This is a genomic window from Pseudomonas sp. UBA5706, assembly GCF_002419965.1.
Classification (GTDB): domain Bacteria; phylum Pseudomonadota; class Gammaproteobacteria; order Pseudomonadales; family Pseudomonadaceae; genus Aquipseudomonas.
Genome location: NZ_DIHC01000048.1, coordinates 40131 through 61405 on the forward strand (window position 1 = coordinate 40131; position 21275 = coordinate 61405).

23 protein-coding genes are annotated in these 21275 nt (G+C 59.0%); 14 read left to right on the forward strand and 9 right to left on the reverse strand.

Going from position 1 to position 21275, the window contains the following annotated elements; genetic code table 11:
- Positions 1-53: 53 nt before the first annotated feature.
- Positions 54-1508, reverse strand: a complete 1455-nt coding sequence (locus B3I26_RS24455; RefSeq protein ID WP_296261518.1) for a TrkH family potassium uptake protein — start codon at positions 1506-1508, stop codon at positions 54-56.
- Positions 1509-1684: 176 nt separating this feature from the next.
- On the opposite strand from B3I26_RS24455, the gene B3I26_RS24460 reads away from it, so the two are divergent.
- A complete protein-coding gene (locus B3I26_RS24460) occupies positions 1685-2272 on the forward strand; it encodes a nitroreductase family protein (RefSeq protein WP_296261520.1) in 588 nt (195 codons plus the stop codon).
- A 91-nt stretch (positions 2273-2363) separates the two neighbouring features.
- On the opposite strand, the gene B3I26_RS24465 is transcribed toward B3I26_RS24460, so the two are convergent.
- The 6 genes from B3I26_RS24465 to B3I26_RS24490 form a co-directional block, all read right to left on the reverse strand.
- A complete protein-coding gene (locus B3I26_RS24465; RefSeq protein ID WP_296261522.1) occupies positions 2364-3692 on the reverse strand; it encodes a sensor histidine kinase in 1329 nt (442 codons plus the stop codon).
- Positions 3693-3798: 106 nt separating this feature from the next.
- Entirely contained in the window at positions 3799-4242 is a 444-nt protein-coding gene (locus B3I26_RS24470; RefSeq protein WP_296261525.1) for a Spy/CpxP family protein refolding chaperone, read from the reverse strand.
- Between the two features lie 263 nt (positions 4243-4505).
- Positions 4506-5183 carry a response regulator transcription factor gene (locus tag B3I26_RS24475; RefSeq protein ID WP_296261526.1) on the reverse strand — a complete coding sequence of 226 codons (678 nt, stop codon included), beginning with the start codon at positions 5181-5183 and terminating at the stop codon, positions 4506-4508.
- Positions 5184-5190: 7 nt separating this feature from the next.
- On the reverse strand, positions 5191-5610 hold the full coding sequence (locus B3I26_RS24480) for a translation initiation factor 2 (RefSeq protein ID WP_296261528.1): 420 nt from the start codon (positions 5608-5610) through the stop codon (positions 5191-5193).
- A gap of 141 nt (positions 5611-5751) precedes the next feature.
- A complete protein-coding gene (locus B3I26_RS24485) occupies positions 5752-6051 on the reverse strand; it encodes a YciI family protein (RefSeq protein WP_296261529.1) in 300 nt (99 codons plus the stop codon).
- A gap of 1 nt (position 6052) precedes the next feature.
- Positions 6053-6661 (reverse strand): septation protein A, encoded by a 609-nt coding sequence (locus tag B3I26_RS24490; RefSeq protein WP_296261531.1) that lies wholly within the window; start codon positions 6659-6661, stop codon positions 6053-6055.
- 65 nt (positions 6662-6726) lie between these two features.
- Here B3I26_RS24490 and B3I26_RS24495 point away from each other — a divergent pair, with 65 nt between their 5' ends.
- From B3I26_RS24495 to rluB, 6 genes are all read left to right on the forward strand, one after another.
- Positions 6727-7587: a PHP domain-containing protein gene (locus B3I26_RS24495; protein ID WP_296261534.1), complete on the forward strand. Its 861-nt coding sequence runs from the start codon at positions 6727-6729 to the stop codon at positions 7585-7587.
- Between the two features lie 13 nt (positions 7588-7600).
- Positions 7601-8233: an L-threonylcarbamoyladenylate synthase gene (locus B3I26_RS24500; protein ID WP_296261536.1), complete on the forward strand. Its 633-nt coding sequence runs from the start codon at positions 7601-7603 to the stop codon at positions 8231-8233.
- A 56-nt stretch (positions 8234-8289) separates the two neighbouring features.
- Positions 8290-9048 (forward strand): segregation and condensation protein A, encoded by a 759-nt coding sequence (locus tag B3I26_RS24505; protein ID WP_296261578.1) that lies wholly within the window; start codon positions 8290-8292, stop codon positions 9046-9048.
- Between the two features lie 17 nt (positions 9049-9065).
- Entirely contained in the window at positions 9066-9857 is a 792-nt protein-coding gene (gene scpB, locus B3I26_RS24510; protein ID WP_296261538.1) for an SMC-Scp complex subunit ScpB, read from the forward strand.
- A 131-nt stretch (positions 9858-9988) separates the two neighbouring features.
- The gene (locus B3I26_RS24515; RefSeq protein ID WP_296261540.1) at positions 9989-10177 is read left to right on the forward strand and encodes a DUF1289 domain-containing protein; all 189 of its coding nucleotides are present in this window, start codon (positions 9989-9991) and stop codon (positions 10175-10177) included.
- A gap of 210 nt (positions 10178-10387) precedes the next feature.
- Positions 10388-11593, forward strand: a complete 1206-nt coding sequence (gene rluB, locus B3I26_RS24520; protein WP_296261542.1) for a 23S rRNA pseudouridine(2605) synthase RluB — start codon at positions 10388-10390, stop codon at positions 11591-11593.
- A 60-nt stretch (positions 11594-11653) separates the two neighbouring features.
- On the opposite strand, the gene B3I26_RS24525 is transcribed toward rluB, so the two are convergent.
- Both B3I26_RS24525 and B3I26_RS24530 read right to left on the reverse strand, forming a co-directional pair.
- Positions 11654-12625 carry a leucyl aminopeptidase gene (locus B3I26_RS24525; protein WP_296261543.1) on the reverse strand — a complete coding sequence of 324 codons (972 nt, stop codon included), beginning with the start codon at positions 12623-12625 and terminating at the stop codon, positions 11654-11656.
- A 71-nt stretch (positions 12626-12696) separates the two neighbouring features.
- Entirely contained in the window at positions 12697-12837 is a 141-nt protein-coding gene (locus B3I26_RS24530; RefSeq protein WP_296261545.1) for a hypothetical protein, read from the reverse strand.
- A 971-nt stretch (positions 12838-13808) separates the two neighbouring features.
- Here B3I26_RS24530 and B3I26_RS24535 point away from each other — a divergent pair.
- The 7 genes from B3I26_RS24535 to B3I26_RS24565 all read left to right on the forward strand — a co-directional run bounded on the left by B3I26_RS24535 (position 13809) and on the right by B3I26_RS24565 (position 21259).
- Positions 13809-14570, forward strand: coding sequence for a hypothetical protein (locus B3I26_RS24535; protein ID WP_296261547.1), 762 nt, complete (start codon positions 13809-13811; stop codon positions 14568-14570).
- Positions 14571-14714: 144 nt separating this feature from the next.
- Entirely contained in the window at positions 14715-15479 is a 765-nt protein-coding gene (locus tag B3I26_RS24540; protein WP_296261548.1) for a hypothetical protein, read from the forward strand.
- Between the two features lie 85 nt (positions 15480-15564).
- On the forward strand, positions 15565-16212 hold the full coding sequence (locus B3I26_RS24545) for an ABC transporter ATP-binding protein (protein WP_296261580.1): 648 nt from the start codon (positions 15565-15567) through the stop codon (positions 16210-16212).
- A 22-nt stretch (positions 16213-16234) separates the two neighbouring features.
- Positions 16235-17401, forward strand: a complete 1167-nt coding sequence (locus B3I26_RS24550; RefSeq protein ID WP_296261550.1) for an ABC transporter permease — start codon at positions 16235-16237, stop codon at positions 17399-17401.
- A complete protein-coding gene (locus tag B3I26_RS24555; protein WP_409521991.1) occupies positions 17394-18875 on the forward strand; it encodes a TolC family protein in 1482 nt (493 codons plus the stop codon). The genes B3I26_RS24550 and B3I26_RS24555 overlap by 8 nt, the downstream gene beginning before the upstream one ends.
- The gene (locus tag B3I26_RS24560) at positions 18868-20121 is read left to right on the forward strand and encodes an efflux RND transporter periplasmic adaptor subunit (protein WP_296261552.1); all 1254 of its coding nucleotides are present in this window, start codon (positions 18868-18870) and stop codon (positions 20119-20121) included. The genes B3I26_RS24555 and B3I26_RS24560 overlap by 8 nt, the downstream gene beginning before the upstream one ends.
- 757 nt (positions 20122-20878) lie before the next feature.
- Complete coding sequence (locus tag B3I26_RS24565; RefSeq protein ID WP_296261554.1) at positions 20879-21259, forward strand: hypothetical protein; 381 nt, start codon at positions 20879-20881, stop codon at positions 21257-21259.
- The last annotated feature ends 16 nt before the right edge of the window (positions 21260-21275 follow it).

Below are 21275 nucleotides of genomic sequence, written 5' to 3' on the forward strand. Positions count from 1 at the left end.
TCAGTCCAACCCCGGCAAGCCCCAGTGCTGAAGGGTGCGCGTAGGTGGGCGTATCAATGCCGCCAGAACGCTGGAATGCACAACACCAGCACCGTGATGATTTCCAGCCGCCCCAACAGCATTCCTACCGACAGAATCCATTTGGCCGCATCTGGCAGGGTGGAGAAATTGCCCGCTGGCCCGATGGTTTCACCCAGGCCCGGTCCGACGCCTGACACCGTGCTCGCAGCACCGGTCAGGGCCGTCATCCAGTCCAGGCCCAGCAAGGAAAGCAGCAGGGCGATGAGGCAGATGGTGAAGGTGAAGAAGAACGAAAAGGTCAGGATCGAACGCACGATTTCTTCATCCAGGCGATGGCCGTTGTATTTCTGCTTGATCACCGCCCGAGGGTGAATCAGTTGGTGGAGGTTGGCTTTGAGCAGGGTATAGGCCACCTGGAACCGGAACACCTTTACCCCGCCGGCTGTAGACCCGGAGCAGCCGCCGATGAAGCCAAGATAGAAGAAGAACATCAGCGCGAAATTGCCCCAAAGGCTGTAGTCGCCCAAGGCAAAGCCGGTCGTGGTGATCACTGAGGTAACATTCAACGCCACATGCCGCAGGGCTTCATACCACGGCAGATCGGTGGTCGCCCAGTACCAGACCGTCATGACCAGCCAGGTGACCAGCAGCAACCCGAGGAAGCCCTGCACCTGTTGATCCTTGATCAATGCCTGGCGATGTCCGCGCAGCGTAGCGACATACAGGGTGAACGGCAGGCTGCCAAGAATCATCATCACGATTGCCACCCAGTGGACCGCTGGCTGCGGCCATTTGGCCAGGGACTGGTCGGAGGTGGAAAAGCCTCCTGTGGAAATCGCTGACATCGCGTGATTGATCGCATCGAACAGGCTCATGCCCGCCCACCAGAATGCCAGGCTGCCCAGCACCGTAAAACCGACGTACACCAACACGATGAACTTGGCGACCATATGCGAGCGCGGCATGACCTTTTCCGAGCGGTCCGATGACTCGGTCTGAAACAGCCGCATCCCGCCAATGCGCAATAGCGGCAGGATCGCCACCGCCATGCCGATGAAGCCAATGCCACCGAGCCAGTGCAACAGTGAGCGCCAGATGAGGATGCCCGGCGACATGTGGTCCAGCCCGCTGAGCACCGTGGAGCCGGTGGCGGTGATGCCGGACATGCTTTCGAAGAAGGAGTCGGTATAGCTGATGTGCTGGGTCAGCAGGAAGGGCAGGGCCGAGAACACGCAGACCACCACCCAACTGCTGACGGTCAGCAGGTACATGTCTCGTGGTCGCAGGTGCACGTGTTCCGGTCGGCCCTGAGCCACCAGCGCCAGCCCGGCGATAAAGGTGATCAGGCTCGACCAGAGGAACGAGGGCATGTCGCTTGAGCGGTCGAAGATCAGTAGCGTGGCCATGGGCACCACCATGGCGATGGCCAGGGTAATGAGAAAGATGCCGATAATGAAACCGATGATGCGAAGAGTCGGCAACGCCATGCAGTCGCTCTGATCAGGTAGTGGGAGGGCCGATCATTCTACCCGTGGGCTCATCCCTGTAAACCGAAGGCTTTTCCGGCTGTCAGGTAAGTAATTGTCCTTGCCATTCGTTATTGGCGTTCAGCAACGCAGCTGCGGCACTACAATGCCTCACCTATTTTCAGGAGATCCTTTCAATGCAAGCGCTCGATCTACTGCTCAATCGCGTGTCCGTCCCTCGACTGATCGAGCCGGCACCCGATGCCGCCCAGCGCGAAATCCTCTTTGCCGCCGCCTTGCGTGCTCCCGATCACGGCGCATTGCGGCCCTATCGTTTTCTGACCGTGGAAGGCGAAGCGCGTAATCGGATGGGCGACTTGCTGGCCCAGGCGCTGATCGAAAGTGGTGGCGGAGCGGATGAGAAGGCGCTGGAGAAGGCCCGTCTTGGCCCTTTGCGAGCGCCGTTGGTGGTGGTGGTCATCGCCCGCTTGAACGATCACTTCAAGGTGCCGAACAAAGAGCAACTGATCACCGCCGGCTGCGCGGCGCACGGAGTGTTGTTGGCTGCTCATGCGCTGGGAGTGGGCGCGGTATGGCGCACCGGAGAATTGTCGTATTCACCGCATGTGGCGAAGGGCCTAGGCTTGGCAGCGGATGAAGAGGTGATTGCCTTCCTGTACCTGGGCACACCACAGAATCCACTGCGCGAAGCGCCGAAACCAGATGTCGCAGCGTTCGTCAGCCAGTGGCCAGCGGCTGGCGAACGCTTGATCGCCACTTCCTGACATGCCTCTGACCGGGTAGCAGTACGACTTGCCGGCGATGGCGTATGTGAAATCGCTATCGCCGGTAAGCCGAGCTGACGAGCGACAAGCGTTAGTCGTTTATTTCCCGCGGTACTACGATGCTGGCAATGAATCCGCCCTGTGGATGATTCTGCAGCAGCAGATGCCCGCCATGTTTCTCTGCGGCGCGCTTGGCGATGGCCAGCCCCAGGCCGTAGCCCGGCGCAGTCTGGTTCGGCGCTCGGTAAAAAGGCTCTCCCAACTGCCCAAGATGCTCGGCGCTCACCCCCGGGCCATGATCACGCACACTGACGAACAGATCGCCGCTCTCGTTGCGCGCACTGAGTTCGATCGGCTGCCCCGCCGGATTGAAGCGCAGGGCATTGCGCAGCAGATTATCCAGCGCGCGCTCCAGCACGTTCGGCCAGCCTTGCAGTTGAACGCCCGGTGCAGATTCGACCTGGACGGTTTGCTCGGTGCCGGTCATTTCGGTCTCGGCCTTGAGATGATGCAGCAGACCGGGTAGATCAATCGGCGTTGCATTGCCCATGTCTGCATCAAGCCGTGCCAAGGCGAGGATTTCACTGATCAACTCTTCCAGCCGGTCGCACTCGCGGGTCAGTCGTGGCCAGAGTTTTTCACGCTCCGCAGGCTCGGCGCGCTCGGCCAGCGCCAGTGCGATACGCAGCCGCGCCAGTGGCGAGCGCAGCTCGTGGGAGACGTCGCGCAGCAGTTGCCGCTGGCTGCCGATCAGGCTTTGCAGCCGCGCGCCCATGCGATTGAAGTCATTAGCCAGCACACCGAATTCATCACGCCGGTTAGCCAGTCGCGCCAGGCTGTTCTGTTGATAAGTGGTCTGACCCAGGTCGTGCACTGCGCCGCGAAGACGACTCAGCGGACGCGTAATGGACAGGGTCACCAGCAGGCTGAATAGCGTCAGCACCACCAGCGCGATACCCAGGGCGCTGAGCGGCCACAGCAGGCTTTCGCGGTGCCAGGCGTCCAGCTCGGGATGGGGGATTCGGTAGATCAGCAGATAGGTTTCGTTGCTTTTCGGGCTGGTGTATTCAGCCGTCAGGCGCCGCCATGGCAAGGGACGGGTGTCGTCATTCTGCCGCTCTTCGAACGCTGCGGCGCGCGGCGGGAAGGTGCCGGGGATCACGGCCTCACCGCTGTCGTTCAGCACCTGAACGTCAATATGGTATTTGCGCTTGAGATCCTGCAGAAACGCCTGCGCCGGCCCCTCGCCCCGATCTTCGTAGAGCTGCGTCCATTTTTGCGGCAAGTTATGCAGGCCGGGATGGCGACTGAGAATCCATGCGTCCTGGTTGAGCATATGCCCTAGCAGAATCGACAGGCCCGCAACCAACGCGATCGCCAGCCAGAAGCTTGCGAGGATTCGCCAAAACAGTGAACGCACGTGTAGCCCTCGATTGAGCCCTTTAAACGGGCCTTGAACGAAAAATCCCGACACGCCGGGGAAGAGCGTGTCGGGTCGGGGAGTATCATGCCGCGCTGGCAGCCTGTTACTGAGTCTTTTGCGCTTTTTGCGCTTTCCAGGCTTCGAACTCAGCGCGGTCGGCACGACGTTGCGCTTGATCCTTCTGGATCTGGTCGAACGTCTTCTGCTGATCAGGGGTCAGCATCGCACGAATGTCGGCCTGGGTTTTCGCGTGTTTGGCCGCCAGCTCATCCTGCATGGCTTTCTGATCGGCTGGCGACAGCTTTGCCAGGTATTTTTGGGTGATCTCGGAACGACCGCGCCATTGATCGCCCATGAGTTTACCGACTTGCTGACGTTGTTCCGGGGTCAGGTTCAACGTGTCGAACGGGCCTTTGCGGTGATGCATGCCAGGACCATCAAAGCCCGGGCCGCCGGGGCCTGCAATCGGACCACCTTCTGGAGGCATCGCCATCGCAACGGTCGGCACGGCAGCAGCGAACATCAAAGCCATCAGAGTCTTACGCATGGTGTATCTCCTTGTCTCGAATCCGGCTCTGTGCCGGTTGTGGCCAGTTTAGGGAGATCAAGGTCAACCGAGGTCAGGGGCGGGTAAAGCTTGGGTAAAGAGGATTTGTCAGGACGCTTACAGACGCTGGGCGTTGCATTTACGCTGAGCCTGGCAGTGCGGCTGGTCGGCGTTGGCATCTTTGGAGTCGCCGCGGCCAGCCCGCCGGACTGCTACGCGTACCGTATGTCATGTCGCACCTCGTGGGTCCGGGTTTCCTAAGCTTAAACCGCGTAATAGTACCCACGGCTGCGCAACGCGACGATCCTCGGCCGGCCATCGGCATGAGGCCCGATCTTCTTACGCAGGTTGCTGACATGCATGTCCAGGCTGCGATCGTAGAGCGTCAGCTTGCGACCCAGCGCCAGTTGCGCCAGTTCCTGCTTTTCCAGCGGCTCGCCGGGCTGCCCTAAAAGGGCTTCGAGCAGGCGCGCCTCGGAAACGGTCAGGGTAAATTCCTGATCATCGATGGTCACTACCCCCCGCGCCGGGCTGAAACACAGGTCGCCCAGTTCGATCTGGCTGGACACCGCCGCTGGATGGCTGCGACGCAGCACGGCGCGCAAGCGGGCGGTCAGTTCGCGAGGATCGCAGGGCTTGGCAAGATAGTCGTCGGCACCCAGTTCCAGACCGAGAATGCGGTCCAGCGGCTCGCCGCGGGCCGAGAGCATCAGCACCGGCAGCTCGGGATGGTCGGTTCGCAATTGTTTGAGCAGTTCCAGACCACTGCCGTCGGGCAGCATCACATCCAGTACCACGGCGGCAGGGGCGGATTCGGCAAGCGCCTTGCGGGCGCTCTGGCCATCATGACAGGCCTGCACCACGAAGCCTTCCTGACTCAGCCAACTGCTCAGGAGCTCGCACAGCTCCTGGTCATCATCAATAAGTAACAGCTCGCTCATGACTCACTCAATTTAGCCATTGCCGACGCTGTCGGCGCCAGCCGCTGGCAAAGATACCGCACAGCAGGGCAATCGTTGCAACACCGCCCCCTGTGACGAACCATTGTTGTTGCTCGGTCAGTGCGCGCGCAGGCGGCACCGACTGTGCTTCTTTGAGCTGCAGTTTAAGCCTTTGGTTCTCCTGACGCAGGCGTCCCAGCAGAATACTTTCCCGCTCGGTGTTGGCATTGGACAGTTGGCGGGTCAATTGGTCCCGCTGTTTTTCGCTCTCGGCCAGACGCTGATGCAGGTCGTTCAACTCGCTGGCAGTGGTGGACAATGGCAAGGTTTGGCTTACGGCATCGTTGGCTTCATCGGCTTGAACCTCGACACTGATCGCTGAAACGGCCAGCGCGACTGCCAGTAGACACCATGGACGTGGACGCATCTGAACTCCTGATTGCAAGGGCACCTGACCCGCGCACCGATTTAATGGGCGTTTGGCAGGGTATCGGCACAGGCGTGCAAATAATGAGCAATCAGGGCTGCAGAGGCGAACCCGGCCTCGCGAAGAGACCGGGCCAGGTGCTTAAGGCAGGACTTGCCTGAACGGCTTGACCACCACGTGATCGTAAACACCGGCCTTTATATAGGGATCGGCATCGGCCCAAGCCTGTGCTGCGCTCAGGGAGGCAAACTCGGCGACGATCAGGCTGCCAGTGAAACCTGCGGCGCCCGGATCATTGCTGTCGACGGCGGGCAAGGGCCCGGCCAACACCATGCGGCCTTCGTTTTTCAGCGCGTTCAGGCGCTCAAGATGAGCGGGACGTGCTTGCAGGCGTTTGTCCAGTGAGTTGGCGACATCCGTTGCTACGATTGCGTAAAGCATGTCAGTCCTCGGTCTTTTTTGTTGAAGGCTGTGTCGATGCCTCGGCATCGTGAAGGTGACGTGCCAGGTAGATGCCCTGGCCAATCAGGAACACGAGGGTCATGCCCAGGCTGCCAAAAACTTTGAAGTCAACCCAGAACGCCTGGTAAGTAAAGGCGACATACAGGTTGGCCGCGCCGCAAAACAGGAAGAAGACGATCCAGGCAATGTTCAGCCTGGTCCAGATGGCCTGTGGCAAGGTCAGCGCGTGGCCCATGATGCGTTGGATCAGCAGCCGGTCGCCGACGAAGTGACTGCCGGCGAACACCAGCGCGAACACCCAGTTGACGACAGGGGCTTTCCATTTGAGGAAGGTTTCGCTGTGGAAGGCCAGTGTCAGACTGCCGAATACCAGGCAACCGGCCAGGGTCAACCACTGGCTTTTCTCCAGCTTGCCCTGCTGTATATAAAGGATGCCGTAGACCACGATGGAGCTGGCGATCAGCACCGCGGTGGCGCTGAAAATCCCGCCAACCATGAAGCTATGGCCGAGGATGTCGACGGCTTGGGGACTGATTTTGTAGACGATGAAAAACAGGATGAGCGGGATGAAGTCGATGAATTGTTTCACAGTAAGAGCCAGAAGCTGGATGTGGCGGCATAATAACAAACATCAATGACTGCGAAAGCGCCCCTATGAATGTCGACCTGCACTGTCACAGCACCGCCTCCGACGGCGCCCTGTCGCCCGCGGCACTCGTCGCCCGTGCCTTTGATAACGGCGTACGGGTACTTGCGCTGACCGACCATGACACCATCGAAGGCCTTCAAGAAGCCCGAACGGCGGCGCATCCATTGGATATGCAACTGATCAACGGGGTCGAGATGTCGTGCACCTGGGGCGGCGCCACGATCCACATTCTGGGCTATGGCTTTGATGTCGATGCCCGACCGTTGCTGGATGCCATTGAGCAATTGCACACCGGTCGCTGGCTGCGCGCCGAAGAAATCAGTCGCAAATTGGCGATGAAAGGTATGCCCGGAGCGCTGGAAGGTGCCCGGGCGGTGCAGCAAGCGCTCGGTGACAGTGGTAACGCGCCGGCCCGTCCGCATTTCGCGGACTTCCTGATCAACGAAGGGTTTGTGAAGGATCGCGCCGAGGCATTTCGCAAATGGTTGGGCGCCGGCAAGCTCGGCGACGTCAAGCAGCACTGGCCGACCCTGCAAGATACCGTCGCGACCTTGCGCGCAGCGAACGCGTGGGTCAGCCTTGCGCACCCTTCGCATTACGACTTCACCCGCAGCAAACGCCGCAAACTGGTCGCCGATTTCCTTCAGGCGGGCGGTCACGCGATAGAAGTGGTCAATGGCCTGCAGCCTGCCGAACAAGTGGGCAGCCTGGCCATTCTGGCCCGTGAGTTCGGTCTGCTGGTCAGCGCCGGCAGTGATTTCCATGCGCCTGGCGCCTGGTCCGAAATCGGCGTCTACCGCCCGTTACCAGAGGACCTGCCGCCACTTTGGGGGCGATTCAAACATGACCAGCCTACTGCCGTCTGAACAGGAAGATACCGTGAGTCAATTTTTCCAGGTCCACCCGGAAAACCCGCAAGCGCGCCTGATCAAGCAGGCCGTGGACATCATCAAGGCCGGCGGGCTGGTGGTTTATCCGACCGATTCCTCTTACGCGCTGGGTTGCCAGATGGGCGACAAGGCGGCCCTGGATCGCATCCGCCGCCTTCGCGATCTGGACGACAAGCATAATTTCACCCTGATGTGCTGCGACCTGTCGCAATTGGGCCTGTTCGCCAAGGTAGACACTGCTGCATTTCGACTGCTCAAGGCGCATACCCCCGGCCCGTACACCTTTATTCTTGGTGCCACCCGTGAAGTGCCGCGGCTGGTCCTTCATCCAAAGCGACGCACCATCGGCCTGCGGGTGCCCAAGCATCCTATCGCCCAGGCGCTGCTGCAGGAGCTGGGCGAGCCGCTGATGAGCGTTAGCCTGATCATGCCGGGTGGAGCCCTCCCCATGAGCGATCCCTACGAGATGCGCCAGAAGCTCGAACACGATGTGGATTTGATCATCGACGGTGGCGAGGGCGGAATATCCGCATCCACGGTCATCAATCTGACCGAAGCCGAGCCGCAAGTGGTGCGCGTCGGCTGTGGTGACCCGACGCCGTTCGGGGCTGAAGTCGAGTGAGCGACGTACAGGCGCCGGACCCGCAGGCCGACGCCCAGCAGGAGCTGCCATTCGCGATGGTCTACGGGCAGGCTGTCATGCAGATGCCGGTCGACCTGTACATTCCGCCGGATGCGCTAGAGGTCTTTCTTGAAGCCTTCGAAGGCCCTCTGGACCTGCTGCTTTATCTGATCCGCAAGCAGAACATCAACATCCTCGACATCCCGGTGGCGGAGATCACCCGCCAGTACATGGGGTATGTCGAGCTGATGAAAACCGTGCGTCTGGAGCTGGCTGCAGAGTATCTGGTGATGGCCGCGATGCTGGCTGAGATCAAGTCGCGCATGCTATTGCCGCGCTCGGAGGTCGCCGAAGCGGAAGAGGACGACCCTCGCGCCGAGCTGATTCGCCGTCTGCAGGAGTACGAACGCTTCAAGGCCGCCGCTGAAGGCATTGATACCTTGAACCGGGTCGGTCGGGACGTGGTGGTGCCCAAACTCGACGCCCCTGAAGCCCGCGTGCGCAAGCTGCTCCCGGACGTGGCGCTCGAAGAACTGCTGATTTCCATGGCCGAGGTGCTGCGCCGCGGTGACATGTTCGAAAGTCATCAGGTCAGCCGGGAAGCGTTATCCACCCGCGAGCGCATGAGCGACGTGCTGGAGCGGCTCAAAGGGGCCGGCTTCGTGCCGTTCGCCGAATTGTTCACGGCAGAGGAGGGGCGCCTGGGCGTGGTCGTGACTTTCATGGCGGTGCTTGAGCTGGTCAAGGAGCAACTGGTGGAACTGGTGCAGAACGAACCTTTCGCGGTGATCCATGTGCGCGCGCGAGCCGAATAAACAGCAAGAGCTGATCGATGAACCTGAACGAACCCCGTGAACTCGCGCCGCTGCTTGAAGCCTTCCTGCTGGCTTCCGGTAAACCGCAATCGCTGGAGCGATTGTACGAGCTGTTCGAGGATGCCGAACGGCCGGAACCTGCGGTGTTCAAGAAAGCCCTGACGCTGTTGGGCAAATCCTGCGACAACCGGGCCTTTGAGCTCAAGGAAGTCGCCTCGGGGTATCGCTTGCAAATCCGTGAAAAATTCGCGCCTTGGGTCGGGCGGCTCTGGGAGGAGCGCCCGCAACGCTATTCACGTGCCTTGCTGGAAACCATGGCCTTGATCGCCTATCGACAGCCCATCACACGTGGCGAGATCGAGGATGTGCGTGGCGTGGCGGTCAACAGCAACATCGTCAAGACGCTGCTGGAGCGCGAGTGGATCAGGGTCGTTGGGTACCGCGATGTGCCGGGTAAACCGGCGATGTTTGCGACCACCAAAGGTTTTCTCGACCACTTCAACCTCAAAAGCCTGGACGAGCTGCCACCTTTGGCCGACCTTCGGGAAATGGAAACCGAACCGGTCCTGGACTTCGACGACGCGCCGGTCCCTGCGCATCTGCAGGCCTTGGCCGACGCAACGCTGGAGCCGGGCGCCGAACCTGCGCCCGAGGCACCACGGGACGAAACCAGCTTCCGCAGCCTGTTGGCTGAATTGGACACTATGGAAGAAGGGTTGAAGATCGACTTCGACGATATATTGCGCGATGAGGCCGATAAAGAGTCTGAATTGGAAGACGAGCGTAAAGGCGACGAAGATTTGCGCTAACGCACTCTCCATTCGCCACTGACCGCTTTACCAGCCGGCTCGCCCGTGGGGGCGTGATCGAGATCGCAGTGGTCGATAAGTCGTACGGCTACCTTGCGTGCGGCGCCCTCCCATCCAGTTCAGGCGATTTCATGAGCACCAAAGACCCCTGCATCAGTATCTGCAAATTCACCGACGACATCTGCATCGGCTGCGGTCGCAGCAAGCGGGAGATCAAGTCGTGGAAGAAAATGGACAAGGACGAGAAACGCTCGGTGCTGGCCGAGTCGGCCATGCGCCTGATCAAGCTTAAGGGCGCCGGTCGGCGGAAAAAGAAGTAGCCAAGCTGTAGCACCCTGTATTTTTGTCTAGTCTCTGATGCGCAACGTGTGGCATGAGCGTATGATTCGCGACCTTTTGGCGATCCACACTCGCCACTAGTTTCAGTTTTCAGCCCTGCCGGGCCGAGCTTTCACGCTCGCCCAGCGATTGGGGCAACAGGCCGTGCCCACTCGCGCACGCCCTGATTCGACACACCGGGAGGTGCCCAGATGAGTGAACAAGACAAGCAGGACAAAGAGATCGGCCCAGCAGGCGAAAAACTGCAAAAGGTGCTGGCGCGCATTGGCGTCGGTTCGCGCCGTGACGTCGAGGCCTGGATCGGCGAAGGCCGCATCAAGGTCAACGGCGTACAGGCCAGCCTGGGGCAGCGCGTTGACCTGCACGACGCTATCACGGTTGACGGTCGTGTCATCCGTCGCGAAGAAGCGGCTGAAACCGTACGCCGCGTGATCATGTACAACAAACCAGACGGCGAAATCTGCACCCGTGACGACCCGGAAGGCCGCCCGACCGTTTTCGACCGCCTGCCGCGCCCTAAAGAGGGCCGCTGGATCAACATCGGTCGCCTGGACATCAACACCACTGGCCTGCTGATGTTCACCACTGACGGTGAACTGGCCAACCGCTTGATGCACCCATCCTTCGAGATGGACCGCGAATACGCCGTTCGCGTGCGTGGCGAGGTTGATGACGACATGCTGCTGCGCTTGAAGAACGGCGTGATCCTCGAAGACGGCCCGGCGCGTTTTACCGATATCCAGCAAGCGCCCGGTGGTGAAGGCTTCAACCACTGGTATCACTGTGTGGTGATGGAAGGCCGTAACCGTGAGGTTCGTCGCCTGTGGGAATCCCAGGGCCTGGTGGTTAGCCGCCTCAAGCGCGTGCGTTTCGGACCGGTGTTCCTCAACTCCGACCTGCCGATGGGGCGCTGGCGCGAAATGAGCCAGCAGGAGGTCGACATCCTCAGCGCCGAAGTCGGCCTGAAGCCTGTCGCCATGCCGCAAATGAACGCCAAGACCAAGGACAAACTGGAGCGCCTGCAACGCCAGTCTTCGCGTCCCTTGGGCAAAGGCGAGCGTGTGCGTCAACTGCGTCCTGCCAAGGATGCCGCACCGTCCGATCGTCCCGCCCGTGAGCCGCGTCTGGCCGACGGCGAGCGTCCGGCACGCAAGCCAGCTGACAGCGGTCGTCCGGCGCGCACCCCGCGTCCAGCTGCTGGCGGTCGCACCGACAGCAGCCGCGGTACGCCAGTGGCCGAGCGGCCGAGCGAGATGAACAAGCGCCCGGCCAAGCCCAAGACCACGCGTCCAGGCATCAAGCTGGTGGACGACGACAAGACCCCCTCGGGCAAGCGTCGCGGTGCCCCGGCCGGTGTCGGTCAGCGTCCGGGCTTCGGTCGTCGCAAGCCTGAGTGATCGCGACCTGCAATGAAAAACGCCAGTCTTGTGACTGGCGTTTTCATTTGCATCGGCCGATTAGACATTCATATACCGAAGGCCATCGAACAGCACGCGCCCATCCACAGCCAGCGTTCCGCTGCTGAAAATCAGATCCAGGTGATGGCTGCCCTTGGCGCCACCTCCCAGGCCCAGATGCAGTCCGCAGTGGCGCTCCTCGAAGCCTGCGTTGCGTGCATACAGCTGGCTGACGCCCTCGTTGGTGCCGATCCCCAGTTCCTCGACGCGGCGGTTGGAGGGGTTGGCGTCGAGGTACTTGTTGAAGTCGTTCTCCAGCCCTGGCACCTGCGTCGCGATGCGGGTAATGGTGGAGTTTTCGATCCACAGTTGCAGAGGGGACTCGAGGATTCCGTACTTGCGTGCAAAGGGAATGGTGCCTAGAAAGGTGCCGACGAACTTCACCTGGCCGTTGATGGACTCACTGTGCGTCGCGATCTCGCCAGGCGCAATATCATAGTTTCCGACACCGTTGATGTTGGTCCACTTCTTCAGCTCACCCAGCGGGACGTCGAAATGCGAGCCGTGCTCGTCGCTGAAAGTCAGGATTTCACCCCGGTTCATGTTCTCGATGAGCGCAGCATTCAACTGTGCGATGCGTAGCGGTTTGACGCTGAAGGTGTCGTAGAAGTAACTGCCGTAATCCTTGAATAGCAGCGATTTTTTCCAGTGTTCCGACATCACCGCCTGCAAAGCACGAATGAAATCCGGCCCTTCGGCGCGCGGATTGGGCAGTGTGGAGGCGTCGTAGAACAGGACATACAGATCAGCTTCAATGATGGCTTGAGTCAGTTGATCGGTGGACGACGTCTGTAAAGGCATCGTGCTGAATTGGAAGGTGTCACGGGCAGTTGGATGTTCGACAATCTCTGCGATCAGAGTGTCATAACTTTCAGTGTGGGCCAGCAGAACGTTGGGTGAGGGAAGGTGCGCGATGGCGGGATGGTGGTGCAGGTAGTAGAGAAAGTGGTCGATTGCGCTGTTCTGATCCATAAGGGCGCTCCGCTGCAGATGCTGAAAACTGAAAGGGCGAACGGGTCAGACCCGTTCGCCCAGTTTCTGCCTTAGAGCGGCCACATCGCGGTGCCAAACGGCACCACAGCGTCGGCTTGCATCATCTCCACGGCAGCGTCATGCGTTGGTGCTTCAAACCAATCGTCCAGTTGCAGTTCTTCTTCCAGGGTACGTTCCGCTGTTGATTGCATATGAATCTCCTGAGAATACTTACTTGCCGAATACGACGAGACAATCGGACCGGTACCGGTGACTGCCTCGTCGGGGAAGCACGCTGACCTTCTTGGCCAGCAGGCGTTGAAAAAGTTAGTGCATGAATCCGCTTGTTGCAAAATTTTTATACGCGTCGCGATGCTGGCATTTTGTCTAAAAAAACAAAAACTTGCAGGAAAACAACAACCCAGGTGAACCGTTTCTGTTTAAAATTTTTTTCGACGCAATTACGTCGAGTTTTAAACAATCGTCTTTAAAATGATGGTTCCGAGGGCCATCCCCAGCGCTTTATCAGTGTGTCTTATGGAGCAGTATGTGACCGCGCGTAGGGTTTTCTGGCGTGCTGCAACCGAGCTGGTGGCCGACGCGCCATGTTTTTTCCGTGAGTCCGCATATGGACGCCACCAAAAAACCGGGCTTATTCAGTCAGCTTTGCTGCGACGCGTCATGAGCGCTTCGGGATCGGCCAGTCATCGTGTACTGAAATAACAATGCCAGTCCTTACGGATGTCCTTTTTTTACCTGCGCTATTCGTTTGCCTATGGTGGCCACGTTTATGCACGGTGGTTCGAGGGCATAGCTGTTTTAAGTCCGCATAAAGCCACGGTCATTGGGCGTTTTCGGTAGTTGCAGGCGCGCAGTAAACGAGTTGAATTAGGCCGGTTATTACGCAGTTAGATATATAAGCCCTGCATCGATTATGTATAAATTCTGTATTGGTCTGAAATTAAACGCAATGTATATGCGTTATCTTGAAAATAATCACAACTGTTTATTTATTACGTGGCGTGCATTGTGTAGGGTAATCGAGCCGTGTGACCGGTCTACGAGCAACGTCTGATTTAAATCTTTTTTATCACCTGTCCAAAGCATGTTTTGTAGCGGCTAACTCCAGTGAATTACTCATCATCAAACAGGGATACAGTAGGGCAGATTAAGGAGAATCATCATGATCGGAATTGCCACTGCAGTTTCAGACAGCAGTTCAATCGCCACCGCAGCGACAGCAAACATCCAACCTCCAGCCACTGCCAGCACTGACAAGACAGAAACAACCGACACTCCGACCAGCACTGGCCCTGCTGTTTCTACATTGGCGCGCCAACTGAGTAATGCGGCAAAACGGGCAGAACTCAGGGATGCGACGATCGATTTCAAGGCGCTGGGACAGCTGGCGGGTCGCATCACCGATGAATTGATCGGCGATACTTATTCGGCCAATAGAGCCAAGAATCACGCCGAGGTCCCTGACACGGATGATCCTGGGTTGCTTGCGCGTGCCCGTCAGGCCACCGCATTTATCAAAGGCACTGACAGCAATCCCTTCAGGGGCTTATCGCGCGAGCAGCTTGCTTTGATTACGTATGACGAAGGCGGCGACTTCACTATTGATGAACGTCACGCGGCTTGGAGCGAAGCCTATGCCCAGGAACAGGCTTGGGCGCGACAGGTCGTTCAGAAAGCATCAGATGAATACGCCGCCACCGGCAAGACGCTCTGTTTTTTCGCTGAAGTGCTCGATCATTACGAATCACTGCCAGCCATTGAGCGAGCGCAGTACCCGCAAAGTTATGTGGCTGGCCTGCGCCAGCAAATCGGCCTGGACTCCAATTACACAAGCAGTCAGGCAACGAGCAACTCGCCGAACCTGTCGACAGCAAGTGGCACGTCATCAGGCGCGAATACTTCAATTGCCGCGTTCACTCGATAGTCAGACGCTGATTGCCCTGCATTCAATCAAGAGTCGGGTTGTACGTTCATTGACGGCTTGAAGTATTTCGCCACATCGCGGTGACGCTCTCATAGAGATTGTTATTGCACGAGGACCGAGTGGCTCGGATTAAGGAGAATCGTCATGATCGGAATTGCCAGTGCAGTGTCAGGCAGCAGTTCAATCGCCACCGCAGCGACAGCAAACATCCAACCTCCAGCCACTGCTAGCACTGACAAGACAGAAACAACCGACACCCCGACCAGCACTGGCCCTGCTGTTTCTACATTGGCGCGCCAACTGAGTAATGCGGCAAAACGGGCAGAGCTCAGGGATGCGACGATCGATTTCAAGGCGCTGGGACAGTTGGCTGCGCGCATCACCGATCAACTGACAGGCGATAACTACCAAGCCGACAAGGCCCGGAACAATGCCGAAGTACCTGATACGGATGACCCTGAGTTGCTCGCCCGCGCTCGCCAGGCTACAGCTTTTGTCTACGGGAACGATTCCAACCCCTTCAGAGGTTTGTCTGGCGATCAACTTGCCTTGATTGCCTACGACGAAGGTGGTGAGTTTACCGTCAATGAACGTCGTGCTGCTTGGAGCGAAGCCTATGCCCAAGAACAGGTCTGGAGGCGACAGGTCGTTCAAAAGGCATCGGCCGAATCCGCAGCCACCGGCAAGACGCCCCGTTTCTTCGCTGAAGTGCTCGATCATTACGAATCGCTGCCGGCCATTGAGCGAGCGCAGTACCCGCAAAGTTATGTGGCTGGCCTGCGCCAGCAAATCGGCCTGGACTCCAATAACCTAACCCGTCAGGCAGCGAGTAACTCGTCAAATCTATCCTCGGCGAACGGAGCGCCATCGGGCTCAACCGCCTCCGGAGGATTTGGCAGTGTCGGTTAATGCGCAAGTGACGTATTCCAATCGGCATCTCGCGCCTGGCAACAGTGATCTCATCGTGCTGCAGGGCATCTGTCATGACTATCGGATGGCAGGCGCATCGCACCGGGTTCTGCACAACGTTTCGCTAGCGATAGTGCGAGGACGCAGTTACGCCCTCACTGGAGCGTCCGGCTCGGGCAAAAGTACCCTGCTCAATATTCTCGGCTTGCTGGATTGCCCCTCTGCAGGGAGGTTCCAGCTCGACGGACTCGACGTACAAGCGTTCACCCCGGCCCAGCGCGCCGACCTGCGTAACCGCTGCATCGGTTTCGTGTTTCAAAGTTTCAATTTGCTGCCACAGCTCAATGCGCTGGATAACGTTGCGTTGCCGCTGCTCTACCGGGGTATTTCGCGCACGCAAGCGCGCCTGTCTGCAGGTCGGCAACTGCAACGTGTCGGGCTTGGCGAACGGATGCTCAATCGCCCGGCCGACTTGTCTGGCGGCCAGCGCCAGCGTGTCGCTATTGCTCGGGCATTGGTCGGTGAACCGGCACTGATCCTGGCGGACGAACCCACCGGGAACCTTGATAGTGGCACCGCTGCCGACATCATGGACCTGCTGCTGACGCTGAACCGCGACGATGGCGTGACGTTGGTCATGGTGACGCATGACACCTGCCTGGCTCGACGCCTGGACCACTGTCTGCATGTTCAGGACGGCCACATTCTGCTGCGAGACGCTCGGCATGCCTAAAAGAAGGTTGAAAGCTCAGCGCATGACGCTGCGTCAAAGCCTGGGTGAGTCGCTGGGCAGTCTGCGCCTGTTGGGACGACGCTCATTGCTTGCATTGCTGGGTATTGCCGTGGGATGTGCGGCAGTCGTTGCGTTGTTGAACATTGGGCAGGCGGCTGCCGACCATGCCATCGCAGCCTTCGAAGGGCTGGGCGCCAGCACGTTAGTGGTGTCGTTTTCCCCCGTGTCGGACGGCACCCGGGCGGCACCTGCGGCGCTCGACATTGCTGCGCTGAAAAAACGGGCCCCAGGTATCAGGTACGCAGCTCCCCTGGTCGTGCATTCGTCGCAACTCGGTCACGCCGGGCACAGGTCCGATGCGTACATCATCGGCACCACTGCCGAGCTGTTGAATATTCTGGATTTGAAAGTCGAGGTCGGGCGATTTCTTGCATTTTTCGATCGGGCTTCGACCCATGCCGTAGTGGGCGCCAGCATCGCTAAAAAGCTGAACATTCATGTGGGCAGCCGGTTGCAGGCCGAACACTACGTTTTTGAAGTCATCGGCATTCTGACCGCCCAGCCGCTCAATCCGTTAGTAGCAATGGCACCTGACGAGTCGGTGCTGATCCCCATCGAAGGGATGCGCCGGTTCCAACCCGTGCCGGAGCTGTCCAGCCTTCTTGCATGGGGGAGCGACAGTTCGACACTTTCGGCCACGGCGACCGTGTTGAAAAGGTACCTGCAAGAGGTGCTTGACGAACGCGAGGTCGATGTCCAGATCCCCCAGCAATTGCTGGAGGGGCTAAGCCGGCAAGCCAGTACCTTTTCCTGGCTGCTCGCGGGACTGGGTGGCATATCGCTGCTGGTCGGCGGTGTTGGCGTGATGAATGTGATGCTGATGAACGTGGCGCAGCGCCGTCGTGAAATCGGTGTGCGCATGGCGCTGGGTGCGCGAGCCACGGACATCAGAAACCTGTTTTTAGGCGAGGCAGCCGTGCTGTCGTGTGCAGGAGCGCTGGTCGGTGCCGTTTGTGGCCTGATCGCCACATGGGTCTTCGTGAAGGTGTCCGGCTGGGCTTTCAGTGTGTCGCCGCTGTCGCTGCCGTTGGGCGTTTTTGGCGCCCTGATCATCGGCCTGTTTTTCGGCTTGCAGCCTGCGTTGGCGGCGGCCCGGTTGTTACCGGTACAGGCCCTGCGTGATGACTGATTACCGAAACATCACGACAGGACTCGTGTCGTTGTACCTGCTCAGTTGCTCCGGCGTCGCCCAGGCGGCACCCCTTGCGCCGTCACACGCCTACATGCCGGCACGCACGATCTCATGGGTCGGCGGGACCCTCGACTTGACTCTGAGCGACGCTATCTATTTGGGCCTGCGCGATAACCGATCGATCCGCAGCGTGTACCTGGAGCGCATTGCGCAGAAATTCGACCTGCGGGTTGAAGAGGACCGCTTCACGCCCAAACTGACGCTCAGCGGCCGACAGGTCGCCTATCGCAACCAGAGCGACCGCTATCGCCAAGCCGAATTGCTGCCGCAGACCACTTGGCAGACACCATCTGGAGCACGCTTCAGCATGGCCTGGAGCAACCAGTTGTCGGTCGCCAACGGTGCCGGTCGCGCACGCAATGATGGCGCTACCTTCAGCGTCATTCAGCCCCTGTTACGCGGCGCAGGCCGGGAGGTGAGCACCGCGCCATTGCGCCTGGCCCGCCTCGGCGAGCAACTCAACAAGCTGAACCTCAAAGCCACGGTCTCGGACGCGATCACGCAGATCATCCTCGCTTACCGGGAATTATTGCGCGCCCAGGCTCAACTGCAGATCGCCAATGATGCCCTTCTGCGGTCGCGTCATTTTCTGGAAGCCAACCAGGCGATGATTGCCGCGGGTCGAATGGCGGCATTCGAGCGGGTGCAAAGCGAAGCCGATGTCGCCAGCCAGGAGCTCGCCGTGGAGCAAGCCATCAATCAACTGGATGCCGCTCGCCTTGGGCTGTTGCATCTGCTGGCGCTGAGCTTGAACACCTCGGTTCGAGCCGTCGACACCCTGGCGCCTCAACGAATCGACATTCCGCTGGCACAAGCACTGAATGCGGCGCGAGAGCAGCAGCCTAACTACCTGATGCAACTCATCGCGCGTGAGCAGGCGGATATCAATCTCAGGCTTGCGGACAATGAACAGCAGTGGGATGTCTCCTTGATCGGCGGGGCGACCCAGGTGCGTGATCGATACCGGGAAGCGGGCGAGCGAAAGACCGAGCGCAGTTGGGAGGGCTATGCCGGTGTTCAGATCGACATTCCGATCAATGACCTTTCGCGCCGCCAGGCCAAAGTGCGCGCTCAGGTACAGGTTGCCAACCAGCTCATCCGCGTGGCCGACAGTCGTCAACTGTTGGAGCGAGACGTTGAAAATGCGGTGCGGGATTTAAATGCGCGATGGCGTCAGTACGAAATTGCCGAGCGCGCCCGAGACCTGTCACGACGCAAACTGGACATTGAGCGCGAAAAGCTCACCGCGGGGCGTTCCAGCAACTTTCAGGTTATCAGTTTCGAAACCGACCTGCGTGGGGCCGAAAGCACTCGGCTGGATGCCCTTATCGCGTATTTCAACGCCCAGAGCACACTCGATCAGCACCTCGGCACGACCCTGGCAAGCTGGGATATCGAACTCAATGACTGAGCATTCGAGCATCGGCCGCCTGGCAATCGGGTTAGGGACGGCAGTGGCGATCGTCGCAACACTGGCCGCTATCGGGATGTTCAATGCCTCTGAAGCGGTCGATCAGGGGCACTGGTTAGCTATGCAGCCACAGGTGTTGGAACGTCAGCTCGGCCTGGTGGGACGTATCGAAGCGGCCAACAAGCAAACGCTGTCCGCACCGTTCGAAGGGCGCGTAGAGCAATTGACCGTGAGCGAAGGCCAGCAGGTGGAACGATCCAGCAAATTGCTCGTACTGGACACAACCCAGCTGGATATCCAGATACGCCAGGCGTCGGCTGAATTGCTCAAGGCTCGGCGCACGGCAAGAGACATGCAGGACTGGGGCACCAGTGATGAGGTGGCCCGTGCACGGCGTGCCGTGACCAACGCCGAACTCAACCTCAATGACAGCCAGGCCAGACTGGGTGACTCTCGCCGCTTGTTGGCACGTGGGATAGTCGCGCGTATGGAAGTTGAGGCGCAGGAGCAGCAAGTCAAATTACAGCAGCTGGATCTGGCGGCAGCGAAGGCCGAGTTACGTGCGGCGTGTTCAAGAGGTGATCACGAAAATCGGCAAATCGCCGACATGGAGCTGGCCAATGCTCGGGCGCGCCATGACAGCCTGTTATCCCAACGGGCACAGCGTGAACTTCACGCGCCGTTTACCGGCGTCGTATTGCGACCACAGAAAACTGATGGCCCGGCAAGCGCGCCCGTTATTCAAACCGGCCGGCATGTGCCTCAGGGTTTTCCGTTGTTCGAACTGGTCAGCCTGGAACAGATAAACGCAGTCACCCGTATTCAGGAGGCCGACCTTCACCAGATACATGAGGGCATGCCGGTTCAGGTTACCGGGGACGGCTTCGAGGGTCTCACGCTGCAAGGTCATGTTCGCTCCATCGGCGCTCAGTCCCTGGCAGCGCAGAACCCCGGCGGAGGTTATTACGAAGTCATAGTTTCAATCGACAGGCTGACTGCCGAGCAGCAGCCGCGGGTACGACTGGGGATGAGTGCGCGGTTGACCCTGACGACCTATCGCAACGGCAGTGGACTGGCGGTGCCCGCCGAGGCGCTGAACCAGGATGCCGACGGTGTTTACGTGATTTACAGGCCTACCCCGGATGAGCCCGCTCAGCGTGTTCCGGTGACCTTGGGCATGGCTGTGCCCCAGGGCGTGGAAGTCACTGGCTTACAGCCGGGATATGTAAGAACGACCGCACCTTAATCGTTCCGAAGCGGTGCGCCATGGATGCGCAGCGCTTGGTTCTCAAATTCGCGGTCTCGGCCTCATTGCGCCGGGATTGCGTACTCGGCAATGGCGAAGTCATGTCGCTATTGCATTTAACTTTAACAGGGAAGATATCCTCATGATTATTCGTAAACCACTGTTTGCCAGTTTGGCGATAACTGCATGTTTTGCCACAGGCGCTGTTTATGCTGGGCCTGCGGTTAACGTAAACTTTAAACATCTCGGTGCTGCCGGTTCGGATGAGGCGATTAACATCGTCACTAACTCGAATGAGAGCAGTACCAATATAAATGCCAGCCCCAAGCCAAAGACTTCTGTCAATGGTGGCGAGAGCGATCTCTACAGAGTCCAAAGCAGAATTTCCCCGGAGCTGAACTATGCACTTGTCCGCTACACCATCGGCGGCAAGACCTGCGCGTTCAGCACCACGTACCCAATACGATCGGCGCTGGCGGCGTCAAGATCCCCAAGTGGACCAGGGACGCTACACCCAGCGGCGGCGCTACCTGCACGGCCACCGTTACTTCGACCGACTTCGGCAGTCATGAGTGGGCTGTTCAGTTCACGATGAAGTAAGCGCACGAGCGACACAGTCTGTCTGGCAACGTGGAGCAGACTGTTCGGCATTCTTAAAGTTAAGACCGGGCTCGCACATTGCCAATCCCGTACTTTTGAGCTCGACGTTATAACGCTTGCTCAGCACGTACGTGCACCTGATTATTGGAGTCATTACATGAAACGTTTACTAGCCATATCGTTTGTTTCACTGGCAGCACTTTCTTTTCAAGCGTCCGCCCTATGTTTGAAAATTACCAACAGCTATAGCGGCACCATGGCAGCTAACTCGAAAATTGTTGCCTACGGCCCTTTCACTATTACCAGTGTGAATGGGTGTTCTCAGGCGAACATTACTGCATCCGTTTCAGCTGTTGGCGTGGGGCCAACGCCTAAGCTATATATTGAACGCCAACAGGGCGCCAGCTGGATACCAGTGGCGGGTAATACTGGCAACAACGCATCGTACTTGGGCCCGCTCGGTACTTATCGGGTTCGCCAGGAGAACCGCGAAACTGTCTCAACAACCTACTCTGGCTCAACCGGATACGGTCGGTAATCACGGTTGATATGAG

Coding starts and splice junctions, on each gene's coding strand:
- B3I26_RS24560 (WP_296261552.1), top strand. CDS start 18,868: ATGACTGAGCATTCGAGCATCGGCCGCCTGGCAATCGGGTTAGGGACG.
- B3I26_RS24550 (WP_296261550.1), top strand. CDS start 16,235: ATGACGCTGCGTCAAAGCCTGGGTGAGTCGCTGGGCAGTCTGCGCCTG.
- B3I26_RS24525 (WP_296261543.1), bottom strand. CDS start 12,625: ATGGATCAGAACAGCGCAATCGACCACTTTCTCTACTACCTGCACCAC.
- B3I26_RS24545 (WP_296261580.1), top strand. CDS start 15,565: ATGGCAGGCGCATCGCACCGGGTTCTGCACAACGTTTCGCTAGCGATA.
- rluB (WP_296261542.1), top strand. CDS start 10,388: ATGAGTGAACAAGACAAGCAGGACAAAGAGATCGGCCCAGCAGGCGAA.
- B3I26_RS24515 (WP_296261540.1), top strand. CDS start 9,989: ATGAGCACCAAAGACCCCTGCATCAGTATCTGCAAATTCACCGACGAC.
- B3I26_RS24505 (WP_296261578.1), top strand. CDS start 8,290: ATGGTCTACGGGCAGGCTGTCATGCAGATGCCGGTCGACCTGTACATT.
- B3I26_RS24565 (WP_296261554.1), top strand. CDS start 20,879: ATGAAACGTTTACTAGCCATATCGTTTGTTTCACTGGCAGCACTTTCT.
- B3I26_RS24485 (WP_296261529.1), bottom strand. CDS start 6,051: ATGCTTTACGCAATCGTAGCAACGGATGTCGCCAACTCACTGGACAAA.
- B3I26_RS24470 (WP_296261525.1), bottom strand. CDS start 4,242: ATGCGTAAGACTCTGATGGCTTTGATGTTCGCTGCTGCCGTGCCGACC.
- B3I26_RS24455 (WP_296261518.1), bottom strand. CDS start 1,508: ATGGCGTTGCCGACTCTTCGCATCATCGGTTTCATTATCGGCATCTTT.
- B3I26_RS24540 (WP_296261548.1), top strand. CDS start 14,715: ATGATCGGAATTGCCAGTGCAGTGTCAGGCAGCAGTTCAATCGCCACC.
- B3I26_RS24535 (WP_296261547.1), top strand. CDS start 13,809: ATGATCGGAATTGCCACTGCAGTTTCAGACAGCAGTTCAATCGCCACC.
- B3I26_RS24555 (WP_409521991.1), top strand. CDS start 17,394: ATGACTGATTACCGAAACATCACGACAGGACTCGTGTCGTTGTACCTG.
- B3I26_RS24460 (WP_296261520.1), top strand. CDS start 1,685: ATGCAAGCGCTCGATCTACTGCTCAATCGCGTGTCCGTCCCTCGACTG.
- B3I26_RS24530 (WP_296261545.1), bottom strand. CDS start 12,837: ATGCAATCAACAGCGGAACGTACCCTGGAAGAAGAACTGCAACTGGAC.
- scpB (WP_296261538.1), top strand. CDS start 9,066: ATGAACCTGAACGAACCCCGTGAACTCGCGCCGCTGCTTGAAGCCTTC.
- B3I26_RS24495 (WP_296261534.1), top strand. CDS start 6,727: ATGAATGTCGACCTGCACTGTCACAGCACCGCCTCCGACGGCGCCCTG.
- B3I26_RS24480 (WP_296261528.1), bottom strand. CDS start 5,610: ATGCGTCCACGTCCATGGTGTCTACTGGCAGTCGCGCTGGCCGTTTCA.
- B3I26_RS24475 (WP_296261526.1), bottom strand. CDS start 5,183: ATGAGCGAGCTGTTACTTATTGATGATGACCAGGAGCTGTGCGAGCTC.